Source organism: Staphylococcus sp. 11511212, from assembly GCF_011394755.1.
Lineage (GTDB): Bacteria > Bacillota > Bacilli > Staphylococcales > Staphylococcaceae > Staphylococcus > Staphylococcus chromogenes.
Genome location: NZ_JAANBQ010000003.1, coordinates 695,024 through 715,988 on the forward strand (window position 1 = coordinate 695,024; position 20,965 = coordinate 715,988).

General features: G+C 35.7%; 22 protein-coding genes. 5 read left to right on the forward strand and 17 right to left on the reverse strand.

Annotated features, from left to right (window positions below; all coding sequences use genetic code 11):
- Nucleotides 1-52: 52 nt before the first annotated feature.
- A complete protein-coding gene (typA, locus tag G8Y84_RS04770) occupies nucleotides 53-1,900 on the reverse strand; it encodes a translational GTPase TypA (protein WP_037571740.1) in 1,848 nt (615 codons plus the stop codon).
- Between the two features lie 91 nt (nucleotides 1,901-1,991).
- Between typA and G8Y84_RS04775 the strand changes: the two genes are divergently transcribed.
- Nucleotides 1,992-2,183, forward strand: a complete 192-nt coding sequence (locus G8Y84_RS04775; RefSeq protein ID WP_229717287.1) for a DUF5325 family protein — start codon at nucleotides 1,992-1,994, stop codon at nucleotides 2,181-2,183.
- 191 nt (nucleotides 2,184-2,374) lie between these two features.
- On the opposite strand, the gene G8Y84_RS04780 is transcribed toward G8Y84_RS04775, so the two are convergent.
- Nucleotides 2,375-3,187, reverse strand: a complete 813-nt coding sequence (locus tag G8Y84_RS04780; protein ID WP_165806152.1) for an inositol monophosphatase family protein — start codon at nucleotides 3,185-3,187, stop codon at nucleotides 2,375-2,377.
- Nucleotides 3,188-3,302: 115 nt separating this feature from the next.
- Here G8Y84_RS04780 and G8Y84_RS04785 point away from each other — a divergent pair, with 115 nt between their 5' ends.
- Nucleotides 3,303-3,914 (forward strand): YktB family protein, encoded by a 612-nt coding sequence (locus G8Y84_RS04785; protein WP_037571745.1) that lies wholly within the window; start codon nucleotides 3,303-3,305, stop codon nucleotides 3,912-3,914.
- Nucleotides 3,915-4,202: 288 nt separating this feature from the next.
- Here G8Y84_RS04785 and G8Y84_RS04790 read toward each other — a convergent pair whose 3' ends face one another.
- The 13 genes from G8Y84_RS04790 to G8Y84_RS04850 form a co-directional block, all read right to left on the reverse strand.
- The gene (locus tag G8Y84_RS04790; RefSeq protein ID WP_037571746.1) at nucleotides 4,203-5,009 is read right to left on the reverse strand and encodes a DUF4064 domain-containing protein; all 807 of its coding nucleotides are present in this window, start codon (nucleotides 5,007-5,009) and stop codon (nucleotides 4,203-4,205) included.
- A 241-nt stretch (nucleotides 5,010-5,250) separates the two neighbouring features.
- Nucleotides 5,251-6,318 (reverse strand): lipoteichoic acid stability factor AuxB, encoded by a 1,068-nt coding sequence (auxB, locus tag G8Y84_RS04795; RefSeq protein ID WP_103159432.1) that lies wholly within the window; start codon nucleotides 6,316-6,318, stop codon nucleotides 5,251-5,253.
- 64 nt (nucleotides 6,319-6,382) lie between these two features.
- The gene (locus G8Y84_RS04800; protein WP_037571748.1) at nucleotides 6,383-7,453 is read right to left on the reverse strand and encodes an ABC transporter substrate-binding protein; all 1,071 of its coding nucleotides are present in this window, start codon (nucleotides 7,451-7,453) and stop codon (nucleotides 6,383-6,385) included.
- Nucleotides 7,450-8,262: an ABC transporter permease gene (locus G8Y84_RS04805; protein WP_037571750.1), complete on the reverse strand. Its 813-nt coding sequence runs from the start codon at nucleotides 8,260-8,262 to the stop codon at nucleotides 7,450-7,452. Before G8Y84_RS04805 ends, G8Y84_RS04800 begins: the two co-directional genes overlap by 4 nt.
- Entirely contained in the window at nucleotides 8,259-9,065 is an 807-nt protein-coding gene (locus G8Y84_RS04810; protein WP_037571752.1) for an ABC transporter permease, read from the reverse strand. Before G8Y84_RS04810 ends, G8Y84_RS04805 begins: the two co-directional genes overlap by 4 nt.
- Nucleotides 9,052-10,152, reverse strand: a complete 1,101-nt coding sequence (locus G8Y84_RS04815; protein ID WP_165806153.1) for an ABC transporter ATP-binding protein — start codon at nucleotides 10,150-10,152, stop codon at nucleotides 9,052-9,054. Before G8Y84_RS04815 ends, G8Y84_RS04810 begins: the two co-directional genes overlap by 14 nt.
- A gap of 11 nt (nucleotides 10,153-10,163) precedes the next feature.
- Nucleotides 10,164-10,703 carry a helix-turn-helix domain-containing protein gene (locus G8Y84_RS04820; RefSeq protein WP_037571758.1) on the reverse strand — a complete coding sequence of 180 codons (540 nt, stop codon included), beginning with the start codon at nucleotides 10,701-10,703 and terminating at the stop codon, nucleotides 10,164-10,166.
- Nucleotides 10,704-10,806: 103 nt separating this feature from the next.
- Nucleotides 10,807-11,079 (reverse strand): UPF0223 family protein, encoded by a 273-nt coding sequence (locus G8Y84_RS04825; protein ID WP_037571766.1) that lies wholly within the window; start codon nucleotides 11,077-11,079, stop codon nucleotides 10,807-10,809.
- A 93-nt stretch (nucleotides 11,080-11,172) separates the two neighbouring features.
- Nucleotides 11,173-12,579, reverse strand: a complete 1,407-nt coding sequence (lpdA, locus tag G8Y84_RS04830; protein ID WP_105963393.1) for a dihydrolipoyl dehydrogenase — start codon at nucleotides 12,577-12,579, stop codon at nucleotides 11,173-11,175.
- 3 nt (nucleotides 12,580-12,582) lie between these two features.
- Nucleotides 12,583-13,872 (reverse strand): dihydrolipoamide acetyltransferase family protein, encoded by a 1,290-nt coding sequence (locus G8Y84_RS04835; RefSeq protein ID WP_037571772.1) that lies wholly within the window; start codon nucleotides 13,870-13,872, stop codon nucleotides 12,583-12,585.
- Between the two features lie 182 nt (nucleotides 13,873-14,054).
- Nucleotides 14,055-15,032, reverse strand: a complete 978-nt coding sequence (locus G8Y84_RS04840) for an alpha-ketoacid dehydrogenase subunit beta (RefSeq protein WP_037571775.1) — start codon at nucleotides 15,030-15,032, stop codon at nucleotides 14,055-14,057.
- Nucleotides 15,033-15,035: 3 nt separating this feature from the next.
- On the reverse strand, nucleotides 15,036-16,148 hold the full coding sequence (gene pdhA / locus G8Y84_RS04845; protein ID WP_037571778.1) for a pyruvate dehydrogenase (acetyl-transferring) E1 component subunit alpha: 1,113 nt from the start codon (nucleotides 16,146-16,148) through the stop codon (nucleotides 15,036-15,038).
- A 160-nt stretch (nucleotides 16,149-16,308) separates the two neighbouring features.
- Nucleotides 16,309-16,938, reverse strand: coding sequence for a YkyA family protein (locus G8Y84_RS04850; protein WP_037571785.1), 630 nt, complete (start codon nucleotides 16,936-16,938; stop codon nucleotides 16,309-16,311).
- Between the two features lie 124 nt (nucleotides 16,939-17,062).
- Here G8Y84_RS04850 and def point away from each other — a divergent pair, with 124 nt between their 5' ends.
- Nucleotides 17,063-17,614 carry a peptide deformylase gene (gene def / locus G8Y84_RS04855; protein ID WP_037571788.1) on the forward strand — a complete coding sequence of 184 codons (552 nt, stop codon included), beginning with the start codon at nucleotides 17,063-17,065 and terminating at the stop codon, nucleotides 17,612-17,614.
- Between the two features lie 61 nt (nucleotides 17,615-17,675).
- On the opposite strand, the gene G8Y84_RS04860 is transcribed toward def, so the two are convergent.
- The gene (locus G8Y84_RS04860) at nucleotides 17,676-17,945 is read right to left on the reverse strand and encodes a hypothetical protein (protein ID WP_037571790.1); all 270 of its coding nucleotides are present in this window, start codon (nucleotides 17,943-17,945) and stop codon (nucleotides 17,676-17,678) included.
- A gap of 319 nt (nucleotides 17,946-18,264) precedes the next feature.
- On the opposite strand from G8Y84_RS04860, the gene G8Y84_RS04865 reads away from it, so the two are divergent.
- Nucleotides 18,265-18,480 (forward strand): DNA-dependent RNA polymerase subunit epsilon, encoded by a 216-nt coding sequence (locus G8Y84_RS04865; protein WP_037571792.1) that lies wholly within the window; start codon nucleotides 18,265-18,267, stop codon nucleotides 18,478-18,480.
- On the forward strand, nucleotides 18,480-20,162 hold the full coding sequence (gene rnjA, locus G8Y84_RS04870) for a ribonuclease J1 (protein WP_037571798.1): 1,683 nt from the start codon (nucleotides 18,480-18,482) through the stop codon (nucleotides 20,160-20,162). Before G8Y84_RS04865 ends, rnjA begins: the two co-directional genes overlap by 1 nt.
- Before the next feature lie 97 nt (nucleotides 20,163-20,259).
- On the opposite strand, the gene G8Y84_RS04875 is transcribed toward rnjA, so the two are convergent.
- Nucleotides 20,260-20,919 carry a potassium channel family protein gene (locus G8Y84_RS04875; protein WP_037571801.1) on the reverse strand — a complete coding sequence of 220 codons (660 nt, stop codon included), beginning with the start codon at nucleotides 20,917-20,919 and terminating at the stop codon, nucleotides 20,260-20,262.
- Nucleotides 20,920-20,965 lie beyond the last annotated feature (46 nt).

Below are 20,965 nucleotides of genomic sequence, written 5' to 3' on the forward strand. Positions count from 1 at the left end.
TTTTTATAGTCATCCTCACCGCTCATTTCTCATCTAAACATAATCTATTAAATTATTCATTCTCTTCCATCATTTGTTTCATACGTTTAGCTTCTTTTTCACGCTGACCCTTATTTAAAATTTTCTTTCTTAAACGTACATTTTCAGGTGTTACTTCGACTAACTCATCATCATTGATGAATTCTAAAGCTTCCTCTAATGTAAGGATACGTGGTTTTTTCATTGTTTCTGTTTGATCTTTAGTAGCAGATCGTACGTTAGTTTGATGTTTGACTTTCGTAATATTCACCGTTAAATCATTTTCACGGTTGTTTTGGCCGACAATCATACCTTCGTAAACTTCTGTTCCTGGCTCCATAAAGTTAATCCCACGATCTTCGAGACCTAATATTGCATATTCACTTGCACTACCTTGGTCCATCGATACGAGCACACCGTTACGGCGTCCACCAATACGTCCTTTGATACGTGGACGGAATTCATCAAATGTATGGTTAATAATGCCATATCCTCTTGTCATAGACATAAACTCAGTTGTATAACCAATTAACCCACGTGCAGGTACATTAAAAATTAATCGTGTTAGGCCATTATCTGTTGTCGTCATATCAACCATCTCGCCTTTACGTTGACCCAATGACTCTATCACAGATCCTGCATATTCTTCCGGCACTTCGGCTTGCACACGTTCGAAAGGTTCGTGCAGTTCGCCATCAATATCTTTTAAAATAACTTGAGGTTTAGAAACTTGTAATTCAAATCCTTCACGACGCATGTTTTCAATCAGAATGGACAAATGTAATTCTCCACGTCCAGCTACAGTCCAAGCATCAGGTGAATCTGTAGGTGTGACTTTTAAGGACACATCTGTTTCTAATTGATTGTCTAATCGTTCTTGAATTTGACGTGCAGTCACAAATTGACCTTCTCGTCCGGCAAATGGTGAATTATTTACTCTAAAAGTCATTTCTAATGTCGGTTCATCAATACGTAAGACTGGAAGTTTATCTTGATAATCTTGAGGTGTAATGGTTTCACCTACGTTGATATCTTCCATACCTGAAACTGCAATTAGATCACCTGCATAGGCTTCTTGGATTTCCTCACGTTTCAAACCAAAGTAACCAAATATTTTTGTCACTCGGAAATTTTTAACACTGCCATCTAGTTTTAAAAGTGATACACTTTCACCCACACGCATCGTTCCTCTGAAGACACGGCCAATACCAATACGGCCAACATAATCATTATAGTCTAATAATGCGGGCTGGAATTGTAGGGGTTCATCACGATTATCAATCGGTGCTGGAACATAATCTATAATCGTTTCATATAAGCATTGCATATTTTCATCTTGTTTGTCTGCATCAAGGCTCGCTGTACCACTGATTGCTGAGGCATAAACGACTGGGAATTCTAATTGTTCATCATTTGCATCTAACTCGATAAACAAGTCTAACACTTCATCTACGACCCCTTCAGGACGTGCTGAAGGCTTGTCGATTTTATTCACTACAACGACAGGTTTTAAATTTTGCTCTAAAGCTTTTTTCAATACGAAACGTGTTTGAGGCATTGTCCCTTCGTAGGCATCTACGACAAGGACAACCCCATCTACCATTTTCATGATACGTTCAACTTCGCCACCAAAATCGGCATGTCCAGGTGTATCTAATATATTAATTCTTGTACCTTTATAATCAACTGCAGTGTTTTTCGCTAAGATTGTAATCCCACGTTCTCTTTCTAAATCATTAGAATCCATTGCGCGTTCCGCCACATGTTCATTTTCACGAAAAATACCAGATTGTTTTAATAATTCATCAACCAAAGTTGTTTTACCATGGTCAACGTGAGCGATAATCGCAATATTACGAACATCTTCTCTAAATTTAGTCATACATTAATTTCCTTTCTTGAGTAAATTACCACTTTCTTTTACAACTCGTTTATTATATCATATAAATGAAATGACGACACAGTTAGGTGGAATAAAGATGCAAAAGTCTAAATTAATTTTTTTCATACTTGCACTTGTTGCAGTGTTCTTTTTAACAATGTTTAGCTTTGCAATCGCTGCAACGAATATTTTATGGATGTGTATTACCTTCCTTTTATTAATGGCCACTTTAGGTTATGGCTTTTCACTAAAAAAGAAATACCGCGAAAATGATTGGTTTTAGGATTAAAACAATTTTATAAACATAAAACGGGTTGAGTTCGGCACTCAACCCGTTTTATTTAGCTGACTGCCCACCTCGTCAACTTGAATACATTGAAAATATCATTCATTATTTATCACACACTAGCTTTCATAACATGAAAATATCAGAATTTTGAAGCCCCATATAGTAACAAGCGAGACTTCCACTTTTTATTTGAATCGTTGTTGGAGTTCTCTTAAAACATCTTGTTGCGGTTGTAAATAATGGGTCAATATTTCTTCATGAATCGCTGGGTTCCCGATTAACACTGTACTGTGTGTCGTAATAGATAAAGCCTCTCCTAAAAAGCTCGTCCCTTTTCCTCCAACTTCTTGTAAAATAATTAATCCACCTGCATAATCCCATGGATGTAAACGCGGTGTAATGTAAGCAGAAAGTAAACCAGTCGCCACATACACAATCTCTAAAGCGGCAGAACCATAAGCTCTCGCTGTTCTTGAATCTTGTATAATAGGTTGTAATATGGCGCCCATTTGAGGCTTAGTTAACCAATTAGGATTTAAACCTACAATACTTTCTTTCAAAGCGGTGGATTGTAATGATGGGAGAGATGTTTCGTTTTTATAAGCGCCTTTATTTGCTTTTGCATGATATAAAATATCTCTCATTACATCATAAACAAAACCTGCATACGCTTGTCCATCTTTGAATATTCCAATTGAAATAGCAAAATTTTGTTTCTGATGGATAAAATTTAATGTCCCATCAATAGGATCAATCACCCAAACTACGCCTTCCGTCGAATCAATGTCGTGACCATGACCTTCTTCTCCAATAATTTTATGATGAGGATATTGTGCTTGAATTTGATTAACAATAAATGTTTCTACAGATTTATCTACATTGGTCACTAAATCGTTGGGATTTGATTTAGCCTCTATTTCAAGATCTTCATTCATCCATTTACGAATATTATTTCCAGCTTCTAAAACTAAATTTTTAGCGAAATCATATAAATGCATCAGCATCACTCCTAGTTGTCTTACATTATACAATAAATCATTATATTATGAATGTTTTAGAAACTAAGTTATGCTATAAATAATCTAAAAAAACTGCAACTTAGGAGGAACAATAATGACAAAATATACGTTCAGTCCCAAAGACTTCAAAGTATTTCAAGTAGAAGGATTAGAGGCGCGTATGACGGCTTTAGATGAACATATCCGTCCACAATTTTATCAACTTAGCGATTATTTTACGGAGTATTTAAAAACAATGACAGGTGAAACGTTTTATGCTCATGTTGCAAAACATGCACGTCGCACGGTCAATCCTCCGAAAGATACTTGGGTCGCTTTTGCAACAAATCAACGGGGGTACAAAATGCAACCGCATTTTCAAATCGGTCTTTTTGAAGATCACTTATTTGTCATGTATGGCGTTATGCATGAAGATAAAAATAAAGCAGAAGACGTTAAAATTTTCGAAGACAAGCTAGACACTTTAATGCACTTACCTGAAGACTTTCAAATCTCATTAGATCACACGCAACCTGACAAGTCGAAAATTAGCCACTTATCACAAGAAGATGTATTAAAAGGGATTCAACGTGCGCAAAGCGTTAAAAAGGGTGAATTTTTCATCGCCCGAGCATTAAAACCAAATGCTAAAGAATTAAAAACAGATAAAGCTTTCATCGCCTTTTTAGAAGAAACTTTTGAACACTTATTAAAATTTTACAAATAAAATTGGAAAACTTCTTTTCCATGGTGAACTTAACTACTTAAAAAAACGCTATTTAGTCTTAACGAACCTTTTATCAAAGTTGGACTGAACAGAGCGTTTTTTTCTTTATAAATGGTCTCCTGACTAACAGTGATGACTTTTTCATCGTACGCTTCCACACTCCAGTTGTTTACTTTTAATAATGCCTCTTTATTTTGTAATACATTCTATCTATACCTAACCAAAAAAGACAAACTTTCCAAAGGTTAGGAAAGTTTGTCTCAAATTTAACAATGAAATATCAAATTATTAACGACGATCGTCTTTAAAATCATTGAAACGCTCTTTAGCCTCTGATCCTTTATCTTTTAAGTCACGTGGCTCATTGCGTAGATTTTGACGCTCATCACGGAAATCATGATCATTTTCGCGTACACCATTATTTTGACGATGCGTGTCATGATGTTCATTTGTATGATTTGTACGCGTTACATCATGATAGCCACGATTATGATCTACATCGTTAGTGTGACGTCCGTCTCTTTGAACGTCATGGTCTACTCGATGATGATCTTCATTCGTGTGACGGTAGCGCTCTTCATCATGATTACGACGAGGTTCTTGCGCATAACGCGCATCTGTGTGATGATTTTTTGGTTTACGTACAAGTAACATAATACCTGCAATTAACCATAAAATCGCAACAATTAAACTAGCGCTTAAGAATAAAGCAAGTAATGCTGCAACAATTAATAAAATACCTGCTAAGATACGTTTTTTAAATAAAAACGCTGCTATGAGTGCAAGAATTAACGGAATCCCCACAGTAAATAACATCGGGATAATATTTTGACTTTGCTCAGTCAATTGTGAAGGATCTTGACCTTGTTGTTGTAATTGCTGTTGAATTTCTTTGTTTTGTAATAACTTTGGAAGTTGAGAACCGAAACCAATGATTAATAACGCCCATAATGCATGGAGGACGATACCAATCCATGTTAAAACTTTCTCAACTGTACGTTTAAACGGTTTGTAATTCTGATGATTACCATAATGCGCGCGATCATTATTCATATTTTGCGCATGAGATGTTTCATAAGTATATTTATCTGCCATAATTCAATACCTCCTTACTGCTTTTATTACCCTATCTCACAAGTATAAACGCACAAATTATAAAAGTTTGCAAAATTCAAAGAGTAATCTATTATTTATAAGTTATAATATAGCTATTAAATTAAAGCGATGTATTGAATCAGTCCAGTTAATGACTTGCTTTAAACGCTTATTTGAATGACTTTACCAAAAAAGCAGCAATGTTCATTTATAAATGACATTACTGCTTTTTTGTAAATATTTATTGATTCCTATTTTCGTCTTCATGCGTACGTTCGTGTTGTACTTGTTTACGATAATCATAATTTTGACGACGTTGAGAGGAAGCACTCGGACGTAATTTTCGTTGCTCTTTTTCATGTGCTTTACGCGCTTTGCGTGCCTCTTTTTTCTCTGCTTTGATTTGTGCACGTTCTTCTTTACGTTGTTGTTTTAACGCTGCTTTGTCGTCATTTTGAAAATCGTCCATTTCATCAGTATTGCCTACCCCATTGGTTCTAGAATCAAAAGTATGCGTTGATTCTTGGTGACGGGATTCAGAACGTGTTTGATATGAAATTTCAGGCTCTTCTGGTTCACTGAAACTTTCTTCTTGAGGAGCTTCCGATGCTTTAGTTGTTTTGTGATGGTATTTTGCTGTACGTGAAAGTACTGGGCGTTCTGAATGCGTGTCATTGTCTTCATTTGACGTTGCATGATTTTGAGATGTTATTGTTCTATCGCTGTTATCTCGGCGTTCATCTGCAATTGAAGATGTGGGTTGTGCATATACCTTTTCCTCGTTATTCATACGTTCATGACCAAACTCTTTGTCACGATAATTTTCTTCATACGGAACATCATAATAACGTGCAGCCGGAATCACTTTGTCTTTACGTGCAAACATCATTATCGCAACGATGATAAAAAATAGAGGTACTAAAATAAAAAACAAAGGTACCGTTAAAATCGCAACAAGTAAAAAAAGTAGTCCTGACACAATACGGTGTTTCATTGAAATCAATGCAAGGAATGAAATCAATAGACATACTATTAAATAGACAATAAATGCCCAAACGCCATTTTGCATTGAGATGACAAATTGTGTCGCGGTTAAGTTGTTATTTGCTAAAAATGTTTGTATTGTTTGGTTATTTGCAATACCATTTTCGATATTTTGTATTGAATTTTCATTGCTAAATAATACCAATCCAAAAAACATGGCAATGATTGTCGTTAGAAGTAATAACGCCCAACTTAACCAACCCAGAATTTTTTCAGCAATGCGACTGACAGGTCTTGTCACCTGTTGGTACGCTTCATAAGCCATAATTTCACTCCTTATTGTACTTTGTAACCTATATTATATCTAAACTCTTCCAAAATAACTAGAATCATAACCCCATTTTGAAATTAAGGAATCTTTCATTATATTCGTTCAACACTTGAGGACCTAAATCTTTATAAACTTCAAGTCTACGTTGCTCTTCAGGTGTAGGATAGATTCTATGATCTTCTCGTGTTTCTTTTGGAAGCAGGGATTTTGCTGTCTTATTCGGTGTGCCATATTCTACCCACTCGGTATTTTGTTTATTCACTTTTGGATCTAGCATAAAATTAATAAACTTGTGTGCGCCTTCCACATTTTGAGAAGTTTTTGGAATGACCATATTATCAAACCATAAATTTGAACCTTCTTTTGGAACTTTATAATCAAAACGGTCGTCACTCGTGAATATAGGTGCTGCAGAGCCACTCCATAAAACAGCAACGCCAGCTTCATGCTGTTCTAACATCATGGAAACTTCATCTCCAACAACACCTTTTATGGAAGGAGCAAAAGATTTTAATTCAGTTTCCGCTTCTTGTAAATGTTTAGGGTTTGTATCATTCAAACTATACCCTAAACTATTCAGAGATAGTCCCATAATTTCTCGGGCACCATCGACAAATATAACATCATTTTTCAAGCGTGGATTTTTTAAATCTTGCCAACTATCAAATTTTATATCAGGATACTTCGTTTTATCATAAATAATTCCGACAGTTCCAAAAAAGTACGGCATAGAATACGTATTATGCGGATCAAATGGTTGATTCATAAAATGCGAATCTAAATGCTTCATATTGGGGATTTTCTCTTTATCAAGCGGTTTTAATAAATGGGCTTTTCGCATTTTCTCAATTGTATAATCACTTGGAAAAGCCACATCGTAACTCGTTCCCCCATTTCGAATTTTAGCTTCCATTGCTTCATTAGAGTCAAATGTTTCATAAATCACTTTAATGCCTGTTTCTTTTTCAAATTGTTGAATTAATTCAGAATCTATATATTCTCCCCAATTATAGACATACAATTTTTCTTGTTTCTTTTGACCCACGTCATGATTAATCCAATATCCGATTGCCAAAAAAAGTATGCCTGCTATAAGCGCGCCCCCTATTAATTGTATGAGTTGTTTCATAACGACATCCCCCTTTTATGCTCGACTGTACGTTTATGACGTTGTTTTAACCATTGATATAAAGCTAATCCAAGCATAATCAGGAGAAAGAGCAATGTTGAAATTGCATTAATTTCCATACTAATACCACGACGTGCCATTGAATAGACTTCGACAGATAATACACTAAATCCATTACCTGTCACGAAGAAACTGACTGTAAAGTCATCTAAGGAATACGTGAGTGCCATAAAAAAGCCCCCAATGATTCCTGGCATTAATTGCGGTATCACGATACGACTCAACACTTGAAAATCAGAGGCACCTAAATCACGCCCCGCATCTAAAATAGAATCGTTCATTTCGTATAATTTAGGCAAAATCACGATGACCACGATAGGAATACAAAACGCGATATGCGAAATTAGCACGGATGTAAATCCTAGTCCAAAGCCTGTGACATGACCAATGGCTGTAAACATGATTAAAAATGATGCACCGATAACAACATCTGATGAAACCATTAACACATTATTTAAAGTCAAAAAAGAAATTTTAAGGGATTGATTTCTAATTTGATATAACATGAATGCCCCAAACAAACCAATCAACGTCGAAATAGCCGCGGCGATAAGTGCAACTGCAATTGTGTTGAAAACAACTTCTAATAGAGGGGTGTTACCAAAAAGCGTCGCATAATGTTCTAATGTAAATCCTCCAAAGTGAACCATATTACCTTCACTATTAAAGGAATAAAACATGAGATAGAAAATGGGTAAATACAACACAACTAATAAACCAATCAAATAACTTTTACCTATCCATTTCATCGCGATGCACCTCCCTTATGTTTTGTACGTGTCAGTATAAGTAGAAGTGCCATGAACAACACGAGAAATAGTGCTATTGTTGAACCAATGCCATAATTTTGAATGACTAAAAATTGTTCTTCAATAGCTGTACCAATGTTTACCACTTTATTACCAGCGATTAAGCGCGTAATCATAAATAGCGATAAAGCCGGTATAAAAGTGACTTGTATGCCTGTCTTAATGCCTTCTTTGGATAAAGGTAAGAGTACTTTGCGCATCGTCGTGAACGTGTTAGCACCTAAATCTTGTGCTGCATAAAAAAGTTGATTGTTAATATCTTTCATACTGTTATAGATTGGCAATAACATAAACGGAATATAAATATACGCAGAAACAATAACGAACGCAGGCGCTGTAAATAATAATCCTTGTGAAGGCAAATGTAAGGCATTCAAAATACGATTGATAAGTCCATCTTGACTGAAAATACCGATAAATGCATAAGTCTTAAGAAGTAAATTCATCCAAGTCGGAATAATCATCACCAAAAGCCACGTTCCCGCATGCCGTGATTGTCGAATAAAATAGGCTGCCGGATAACTAATCAATAAACACACTAACGTTATGATAGCAGCATATAAAACAGACTCTGCAAACATGTACATATAACGCATAGTGAAAAACTGTTGATAGTTTTCAAAGGAAAAATGACCTTGTTGGTCTACAAAAGAAAAGTAACACAGCAAAATAACAGGAATTATAATAAATACAAGCATCCATAAAAAATAAGGGATAGCTAACCATCGACTAATATTTTTCATAATCTACGTCTCCATAACCTTCAATACGTCTATCAAATTCCTCTTCGGTTTCACCTGGAACCATGATATGAATCGCAACAGGATCAAAATATAACCCGACTTTATCATTAATTTCCGCATTTTTAGTAGATTGTATCGTCCATTGGTAACCTTGTTCATCAATACATGTAATTTCATAATGGACACCCCTAAACAAAGTTGAATGAACCGTCGCCTTGAATAACCCTTCTGAGGCATCAATTAACGAAATATCCTCAGGACGGATAATCACATCTACTTTCTTACCTGCTGGAATATCTTTATCGACGCAATCAAAATCTTGGCCATAAATATTGACCACATAGTCTTTCACCATACGCCCTTCGACTATATTAGATTCTCCGATAAAATCTGCAACATATCGGTTGACCGGCTCATCATAAATATCTAGTGGCGTTCCGAACTGCTCAATATTCCCTTCACGCATGACAAAGATATAGTCACTTAGCGCTAATGCTTCTTCTTGATCATGTGTAACAAACACAAACGTAATGCCTAATCTTGATTGCAATTCGCGTAACTCATACTGCATTTCGGTACGTAATTTTAGATCTAAAGCGGATAAAGACTCATCTAATAATAAAATTTCAGGTTCATTCACAATCGCACGCGCAATCGCAATTCGTTGTTTTTGTCCCCCACTTAAAGATTGAATGTCGCTTTCAACATACTGTTCTAATTTGACAAGTTTCAAAGCTTCATAGACTTTCGTACGGATAGATTCCTTATCCATTTTTTTCATTTTCAAACCAAAAGCCACATTTTCATAGACATTTAAATGAGGAAATAACGCATAATCTTGGAAGACTGTATTGACTTGACGTTTATTTGGGGGAAGATTATTTATTGTTTTACCTTGATAAACAATTTGTCCCTCATCCGCTTGTTCAAAGCCTGCAATCAATTTAAGTATCGTAGTTTTACCACATCCTGAAGTTCCTAAAATCGTGTAAAAGTGCCCTGTTTCGATATCTAAATCGATGCCCTTTAATATGGTTTTCCCTTGATATTTTTTGGTTACATTGTGAAAAGATAATAATGTAGTCAAAGTTTTTCCTCCTATAAATACGATGACGTAGCGACAATCATCACCCGTACTTCTGTATCTTTTTCATTTAAAAGTTGATGTTGTTTTGTCGCTTTAAAATAAAGCGCATCCCCAGTTCTCGCTTGATACTTTTCGTTTCCTAATTTCAGTGTGACACAGCCCTTCATACAATAGATAAACGTATCAGAGTAAGAAGGCTCAAACAATTTATAAGAAGATTTTGGCTTAAGTGTGAGCAATAAAGGTTCCATCTCAAATTCATTCGATGTCTTAACTGGCCACTGTAAAAAGTACCCTTTATCGTATTCATCATAAGTAAGTTGTTCTGCTTTGGGATAATGAATTTTATCGACTTGCTTTTCATCAAAAAATTCAGCCGGCGTTGTTCCTAATACTTCTAGTAAGTTTAAAAATGTTTCCATACTCGGTGAAGTTTTATCACTCTCAATTTGAGAAATATAGCCCTTAGATAAATCTGTGCGTTCTCCAAGCTCTTCTTGCGTTAAATTTTTAAGTTGCCTTAAATTTTTTAATTTCTGTCCTATGTTCATATATGTCTCCTAAAAAAAAGCTGCATTTTGTTTACTTTTACTAAACATAAAGTTTAATGCTTAATAAAAATACCAAAATACAGCTTAAATTACAATAGGCTATTTAATTGTCAGACAACGTTTTTTGATCAGGATAATTTTTTGCTTGTTGTACTACTTTATAGCTATCATAGCCACTTGTTTTTTTAAATTCTTCAAAAATATTTTTCTCGTCTGCTTTCCCTGGAACGACCTTTTTAAAAACTTGATAACGATTCATGACGACGTCTCGTTCAATGGAGGATTCGTAATAAGATTCGATTGCATTAAAAAATTCAATCACTTGAATTATCTCTTCTTGTGACCACTCAACATCGATAGGGTATGGGTACTCCATATTTGTCCCTCCTCTATTTGTTTATATCAAAATGAAGGGCGAAGACAATAATTCGTCCTCGCCCTTATAAAAACGATATCTTTATTTACACAATTACATTGTATGAATTGGTAAACCGATTGCTTTTTCAGCAGCTTCCATGCTCATTTCACCTAATGTTGGGTGAGCATGTACTGTTAATGCGATGTCTTCAGCATTCATTCCTGCTTCAATAGCAAGACCTAATTCTGAAATAACATCTGATGCACTTGTACCTACAACTTGAGCTCCGATTAATGTATTGTCTTCTTTAAGTGTGATTAACTTAACGAAACCAGTTGTATCATTTAATGATAATGCACGACCATTCGCTTGATACGGGAATTTAGAAGCTTTATATTCAATGCCTTCTTCTTTTGCTTGAGCTTCAGTGTAACCCACTTGTGCAAGTTCTGGTTCAGTGAAACATACTGCAGGCATACCGATGTAATCTACTTCGGCATTTTGACCTGAAATCGCTTCTGCAGCAATTTTTGCTTCGTAGCTTGCTTTATGTGCAAGTGGTAAACCAGGTACGATATCACCAATCGCATAGATAGTATCTACAGAAGAACGGCTTTGTTTGTCAACTTCGATTAAACCACGATCTGTAAGTTTAATACCTACTTCTTCAAGACCTAATTCGTCTGTATTCGGACGACGACCTACAGTTACTAATACGTAGTCAGCGTCGATTGTTTTCTCTTCGCCTTTAACTTCGTAAGTCACTTTTACGCCGTTTTCTGTTTCTTCAGCAGATTTTGCTAAAGCTTCAGTTTCGATTTTCATACCTTTAGCTTTCATTGCTTTTTTAACCGGTTGTGTCATTTGTTTTTCAAAACCGCCTAAAATATCTTTCGCACCTTCAAGAATAGTAACTTCTGTACCAAAGTTAGCATAAGCTGTACCAAGTTCAGAACCGATGTATCCGCCACCTACGACAACTAATTTCTTAGGTACTTCTTTAAGGTTTAAAGCACCAGTAGAGTCTAAGATACGTCCGCCAAATTTGAAGTTAGGAATTTCAATTGGACGAGAACCTGTAGCAATAATCGCGTTTTTGAAATTGTAAGTTTGAGCACTTTTTTCATCCATTACGCGTAAGCTATTTTTATCATGGAAGTAAGCTTCACCTTTAACGATTTCTACTTTATTTCCTTTTAATAAAGATTCAACACCACTCGTTAATTTGTTAACAACTGAACCTTTGAACTCTTGTACTTTACCGAAATCTAAAGATACATTTTCAGCAGTAACCCCTAAGTCAGCACCGTGTTGCGCTTGTTCAAAACGGTGTGAAACGTTTAGTAATGCTTTTGAAGGAATACAACCTACGTTTAAGCATACGCCACCTAAGTTACCTTTTTCGACGATTGTTACTTTTTGACCTAATTGCGCTGCACGAATAGCTGCAACGTATCCACCAGGACCTGCCCCGATAACAATAGTATCTGTTTCAATTGGAAAATCTCCGACTACCATATTTTACCCCTCCATTAATAATAATTCTGGATTGTTAAGTAAACGCTTGATGTGGTTCATTGCATTTTGACCAGTAGCTCCGTCAATTTGTCTATGGTCAAAGCTTAATGACAATGATAATACTGGTGCTGCAATAATTTCTCCATCTTTAACGATAGGTTTTTGCGCAATACGGCCAATACCTAAAATCGCTACTTCTGGATGATTAATAACTGGTGTAAACCATTGTCCACCTGCTGAGCCGATGTTACTGATTGTACATGTTGCACCTTTCATTTCCTCAGAAGTTAATTTACCATCACGTGCTTTAACAGCAAGTTCGTTAATTTCGTCTGAAATTTGGAAAATAGATTTACGGTCTGCATGTTTAACAACAGGCACTAATAAACCTCTTTCAGTATCTGCTGCGATACCGATATTCCAGTAGTGTTTGTGTACAACTTCACCTGCTTCTTCATTGAATGAAGTGTTAAGTGCTGGGTATTTTTTAAGTGCTGAAACTAATGCTTTAACAACATATGGTAAGAATGTTAATTTCGTACCTTGTTCAGCTGCGATTTCTTTAAATTTCTTACGGTGATCCCATAATTCTTGAACATCAATTTCATCCATTAATGTTACGTGAGGTGCTGTATGTTTAGAGTTAACCATTGCTTTAGCAATCGCTTTACGCATTGCAGGGATTTTTTCAGTAGTTTCTGGGAAGTCTCCTGCAGGTGCTGCTGTTGGTGCTGTTTCTTGTGTAGATTCAGCAGGTGTTGATGCTGTTTCTTCAGTAGTTGCAGCTTGGCCACCACCATTTAAGTATGCATCCACATCTTCTTTAGTAATTCTACCATTTTTACCTGTACCATTAACAGCTTTAATATTTACATTGTTATCGCGAGCATATTTACGTACTGAAGGCATCGCTTTAACTTTTTTGTTTTCATCTACGTCTTCATTTGCTGGTGCTTGTTGAGGTGCTTCTTCTTTTGCTTCCTCTTTTACTTCTTCTTTGCTGTCATTTGAGCTTTCGTCATCATGACCGCCTTTGAATTGCATTTCTTCAGCATCAGGTGCATCAATTTTAACAATTGTATCCCCTACAACTGCCACTGTACCTTCTTCAACAAGAACGTCTTCAATTGTACCTGCTACAGGTGAAGGAATTTCAACGACAGATTTGTCGTTTTGTACTTCACATAGTACATCATCTTCTTCGATTTTATCTCCAGCTTTTACAAACCACTTTACAATTTCACCTTCGTGGATACCTTCACCAATATCTGGTAATTTAAATTCAAATGCCACTTTGTTTCCTCCTAATTAATCATTTTGATTGATAAGTTGTAACGGCATAAAGGAATGTTAGAGATCGTCGCAAATCAGTAAGAGAAGTAATTGTACCTTCATTCTTAACATAGATCGCATTTCAATCATGATGATTGTCTCTAACAATTCCTATATACCCCATTATGACTTCATTCAGTTAATTAAAATTCAAGTGTTTCTTTTGCTTTTTCTAAGATGTCATTTTTATTTGGTAACCAAACATTTTCAGCTTGTGTAAATGGATAAACTGTATCTGGTGCAGAAACACGTCCGATAGGTGCTTCTAATGAAAGTATAGCGCGCTCTGATAATTCAGAAACCACATTTGCACCCACACCTGCTTGTTTTTGTGCTTCTTGAGCGACAACCACGCGTCCAGTTTTTTCTGTTGATTTAACAATCGTATCAATATCAAGTGGTTGAATTGTACGTAAGTCAATCACTTCAACAGAATGACCTTCTTTTTCAAGTTCTTCTGCAGCTTTTAATGATTCTTGAACCATTGCACCATATGTGATGATTGTTAAGTCTGAACCTTCACGTTTAACGTTCGCTTTACCAAGTTCAATTGTATATTCTTCTTCAGGTACATCTTCACGGAATGAACGATATAATTTCATATGTTCTAAGAAGACAACTGGATCATTGCTACGGATACTTTCGATAAGTAAACCTTTAGCATCATATGGACCAGATGGAATAACAACTTTAAGACCAGGTGATTGCGCTAATAGACCTTCTAAGTTATCAGCGTGTAATTCTGGTGTGTGTACACCCCCACCGAATGGTGTGCGAATTGTAACTGGTGCTGTTTTTGAGTTACCAGAACGGAAACGGTGACGTGCAATTTGACCTGCAATTGAGTCAAATACTTCGAATACGAAACCTAAGAATTGTACTTCCATAATTGGACGATAACCTTGTGTTGTTAAACCTAATGCTAATCCACCAATACCAGATTCAGCTAAAGGTGTATCGAAAACGCGGTCTTCACCGAATTCTTTTTGTAAACCTTCAGTTACACGGAATACACCACCATTAACACCTACGTCTTCACCAAAAATCAAAGTGTTTTCGTCATTTTTAAGTTCAGTTGCTAGCGCATTGTTAATCGCTTGAACCATTGTCATTTGTGCCATGGCTTACTTCGACTCCTTCTCTTTGTAAATTTCATATTGTTCTTTAAGGTTATATGGCATATCTTCGTACATGATTTCCATTAATGAAGTGACTGATTGTTTTTCAATACCATCAGCTTCTTTAATTGCAGCTTTGATTTCATCTTTTGCTTGTTCAATGACTTCATTTTCTTTGTCTTCAGACCATAAACCTTTGTTTTCTAAGAACTTTCTGAAACGTACGAGTGGGTCTTTTTTCTCCCATTCTGAATCTTCATCAGAAGTTCTATATTTAGTTGGATCGTCCCCAGCCATTGTATGTGGACCATAACGGTATGTCATAGTTTCAATAATAGTTGGTCCTTCGCCTCTTACTGCGCGGTCACGAGCTTCTTTAGTTGCTTGGTAAACTGCTAATGCATCCATACCATCAACTTGAATACCAGGGATACCTACAGCAATCGCTTTTTGAGCTAATGTGTGGGCTGCAGTTTGTTTTTCACGAGGTGTAGAAATCGCATAGTTATTATTTTGGATAACAAAAATTGCAGGTACTTTAAATGCTGATGCAAAGTTGATACCTTCATAGAAATCACCTTGTGAAGAACCACCGTCACCAGTATAAGTGATTGCAACTGCATCTTTACCACGTTTTTTAAGACCTAATGCAACACCTGCTGTTTGGATGTATTGTGCACCGATGATAATCTGTGGGCTTAATGCATTAACACCTTCTGGGAATTGGTTTCCTACGAAATGTCCACGAGAGAATAAGAAAGCTTTTGTTAAAGGTAAACCATGCCAAATTAATTGTGGCACATCACGGTAACCTGGAAGAATAAAGTCTTCTTTTTCTAACGCATATTGAGAAGCAAGTTGTGATGCTTCTTGACCAGCTGTAGGCGCATAGAAACCTAAACGTCCTTGTCTATTTAAAGAAATAGAACGTTGGTCAAGGATACGTGTCCATACCATTCTTCTCATTAATTCAACTAATTGCTCATCTGATAAATCCGGTAACAAATCTTCATTAGTTACATTTCCATCTGCATCTAAGATTTGAACCATTTCAAATTTTGATTGAGTATCTTTCAATACTTGTTCAGCATCGAATTGGGCTTTTAACTTAGCAGCCATTCAATTCACCATACCTTTCCCGTTTTATATAGTTCATCTTTACATAGTTTAACATATTTTTTATGACCTGTTAAACAGTTTTACACAACTTCTGTAACAGTTGGTACCATTACAGTCATCGTAACTGTTACATTAAATTTATGAAACTGTTATAGTGAAATCACTTGAAATACTGGTCAATATCACTTTTTTCTTTTTGAACTTTTTTGATTGAATTTGTGTAATTATCTACTTTACTTTTCATTTGCTTTTGCGCATCTACTAAAGATTTTGAGCGGGTGTCAATTTCTTCTTGTGTGCCAGATTGACCCGTAAAGTAACTGAATAAATTCTTTTCTTTATTAATCACATTTTGATAGCCTTTAACGAAATCGGAATGTGTTTGATATTTCTTTTCCATAGCTTGATTAAATTCTTCAAACTGTTTTTTCTTTTCTTTATCTTCTATTTTACTTACATCATTTTTAATTTTTTTAAATTCTTGCTCTGATTTGTCCATGGCTTTGACTTCTTTTTTTAATTCTTTGTCACGTTCATTTGTGTTTTTAAGTACCTTTTGAACTTGATCTTGAACTGAATTAATGTCTTTACCACTGATTTCTTTAGTTAGTTTCTCTTTTTCTTTTTCTAATTTATTCATTGATTGATTCACTGCTTGGATAGGTTGCTCTGCTTTTTGAATCTTGTCTAATCCATCATTGTAACTTTTAATTTGTTCATCATCATTATTACATGCGACAAGTAATACACTCGATGCGATGAGTACACTCAATGATCTTTTAAATTTCATTATATTGGTTGCCTCCTTCTTTTCACTCGTAATAGTAATGAAAACAAGTTGATAAATCAAACAATATTATTATGACTCTTTCTCATTTATCTGATATATTATTGAATAAGGAAGGTGTCATAATATGCTAACAATGAAAGATATTATACGCGATGGACATCCCACACTTCGTCAAAAAGCAGAAGAAGTCAAATTTCCTTTATCTAATGAAGAGAAAGAAACCTTTTTAGCGATGCAAACATTTTTACATCATAGCCAAGACCCTGAAATGTCAGAGAAATATCACTTACGTAGTGGTGTTGGCTTGGCAGCGCCACAGATAAATGTGCCAAAACGTGTTTTCGCCATTTATCTTCCTGATGATGGAAATGGTAAGAGTTACGACATGATTCTCATTAACCCTAAAATTGTCAGCTATAGCGTTCAAGAAGGTTATCTCCCTACAGGAGAGGGATGTTTAAGTGTGGACGAAGATATCCCTGGACTTGTCCATCGTCACTATAGAATTAAAATTAAAGCCTATGATTTAGAAGGCAAAGAATTTAGTTTAAGACTCAAAGGCTATCCTGCTATCGTATTTCAACACGAATTAGATCATTTAAACGGCGTGATGTTTTACGATCATATCAACCAAGATCAGCCTCTTCAACCGCATGAAAATGCAATAGAAGTCTAATCAAAACCACCTAAGCACAACTATAGGCTTTCAGTACATCCTTGGTTGTCTTAGGTGGTTTTTAAATAAATTCGTCTCGGCGTTCAGAAAAATGAATATTTAACGTACTGAGCTCTGATTTTACTTGTTCAAACGTCTCAATATCTAAGAATTCTGGGTCATGATCATGTCTAACATAATGATGGTTACTTTCTGAGGGACTTGGTTCGTTATATTCAAAAAACATTGTGACTTCATTTTCTCTAATTTCAAAAAGAATACTTTTGAGCTGTTTATCTTCTCTTTGTTGCTCTGTCTTAACCTCTTCGATAATCGTATCGGCTTTTTTCATTAACATCACCTATTTCACACATTTTAATATACGTATTTCATTCAACTCAGTGCTACTATCAGTTTATCACAAACTGCTTTATTTATCTGAATACATAAGGTAAAATGAATAATAACAAGTTAAAGGTATAATCAGAATTTGTGCCTTCTGAACGGGTTTATCACAATACATATGCAAATTACTAAGTGAATGTATGAATGGGTTGAATAAAGCGAATTTTGAAACGTCTACTTATTCAATTCATATTTTTTATTTTCATGTAAAAGCACTTAGATCGTTGCATTATCATTATTTTTCAAATTCTAGGAGGAAATTATAAATGGCAATTTTTAAAGTATTTTATCAACATAGCAAAGACGAAGTCATCGTCCGTGAAAACACACAAACAATTTATGTTGAAGCAGAAACTGAAGAACAAGTGAGACGTTACTTAAAAGAACGTAATTATAATATTGAATTCATAACTAAATTAGAGGGCGCACATTTAGAATATGAAGAAAAGTCAGACCACTTTAACGTGGAGCGCGCTGAGTAATGAAACAACTTCATAAAAACGAAGTGGGTGTTTATGCGCTCGGTGGCTTAGGTGAAATTGGTAAAAACACTTACGCTGTTGAGTACAAAGACGAAATTGTAATTATAGATGCAGGTATTAAATTCCCTGATGATCATTTATTAGGAATTGATTATGTTATTCCGGACTATTCTTATCTTGAACAAAACCAAGACAAGATTGTCGGATTATTTATCACTCATGGTCACGAAGACCATATTGGTGGTGTGCCCTACCTGCTCAAAAAAATCAATGTTCCCATTTATGGTGGCCCACTTGCACTCGGCTTAATTAGAAATAAACTTGAAGAGCACCATCTCTTACGCACAGCCACATTAAATGAAATTGACGAAGACAGTGTCATCAAGTCTAAACATTTTGAAATCAGTTTTTACCTTACAACACATAGTATTCCAGAGACTTATGGTGTCATTGTGGATACACCTGAAGGAAAAATTGTCCATACCGGTGACTTTAAATTTGACTTCACGCCGGTTGGTGCTCCTGCAAACATCGCCAAAATGGCTCGACTTGGTGATGAAGGTGTCTTATGTTTACTTTCTGACTCAACGAATTCACTTGTTCCTGATTTTACACTTAGCGAACGTGAAGTCGGTCAAAATGTTGACAAAATATTTAGAGGATGCACAGGTCGTATCATATTTGCGACGTTTGCTTCAAATATTTATCGTGTGCAACAAGCTGTTGAAGCCGCAGTAAAGTATAATCGTAAAATTGTAACGTTTGGTCGCTCGATGGAAAATAATATTAAAATCGGAACTGAACTCGGTTACATCAAAGCACCTCCAGAAACATTTGTAGAACCTAACAAAATTAATAGTATTCCAAAACATGAATTACTCATTTTATGTACAGGTTCACAAGGGGAGCCGATGGCCGCTTTATCACGAATTGCAAATGGAACGCACAAGCAGATTAAGATTATTCCTGAAGATACAGTCGTTTTCAGTTCATCCCCTATTCCTGGTAATACGAAAAGTATCAACCGCACAATCAACGCTTTATACCAAGCTGGTGCTGAAGTTATACACAATAAGATTTCAAACATTCATACATCTGGTCACGGCTCTCAAGGGGATCAACAACTGATGTTACGTTTGATTCGTCCAAAATACTTTTTACCTATTCACGGGGAATATCGCATGTTAAAAGCACACGGCCAAACTGGTGTAGATTGTGGCGTCAATGAAAATAATGTCTTTATTCATGACATTGGTGATGTGCTTGCCTTAACACGTGATTCTGCACGTACTGCCGGTCGTATCCCTTCCGGTAATGTGCTTGTTGACGGCAGTGGTATTGGTGATATTGGAAACGTTGTTATTCGTGATCGTAAATTATTATCCGAAGAAGGCTTAGTCATTGTGGTCGTTAGTATCGATTTTAAAACAAATCAACTGCTTTCTGGTCCGGATATTATTTCACGTGGATTTGTTTATATGCGTGAATCAGGACAGTTAATTTATGATGCGCAACGTAAAATTAAAAAGGATGTCATCTACAAACTTAACAACAACGAAAACATTCAATGGCACCAAATTAAATCCTCTATCATTGAAACGTTACAACCTTATCTTTACGAAAAAACAGCACGTAAACCTATGATTTTACCAGTCATTATGAAAGTCAATGAGAAAGCGTAATCTTATTATTTATGAGTTATCATCAGCCTGCCCCACATTGGGGTAGGTTGATTTTATATATAAAATAACGGATTTGGAATAGTCTCCAAATCCGTATTTAATGCGCCATTTTTTTCTCATAACGTGTGAGATCATTATCATGACCAATCATAATTAAAATATCATCAAACTCTAAAACCATATCAGGATCAGGCGCTACGATAATTTCTTTTCCTCGTTTAATGGCAATAATATTAATGCCATAATTCGCACGGATATCCAACTCTACTAAACTGCGCCCAGCTAATTTTTCCATCACTCTCATTTCGATAATAGAGTGTTCATCAGATAATTCAAGGTAATCTAGCACGGTACCACTGGCCACGTTATGTGCGATTCGACGTCCCATATCGCGCTCGGGATGAACAACCGTATCAGCCCCGATTTTATTTAATATTTTTGCATGGTAATCGTTTTGTGCTTTTGCAGTTACTTTTTTAACACCTAATTCTTTTAAAATAAGGGTTGTTAAAGTACTCGCTTGAATATTCTCACCAATAGCCACAATCACATGATCGAAGTTACGAATCCCTAAACTTTTCATAACGGCTTCATCTGTGGTATCTGCAACAACTGCATGTGTGGCGATATCACTGTACTCATCAACACGATGTTCATCACTATCAATGGCCATGACATCCATATCAAGCGCATTCAGTTCTCGTACGATACTTCCACCGAAGCGCCCTAATCCTATCACTACATATTCCTTATCCATGTTTTACCTCCGAAAATCGAAAAGATAGGCGTCGACATCTTATTTT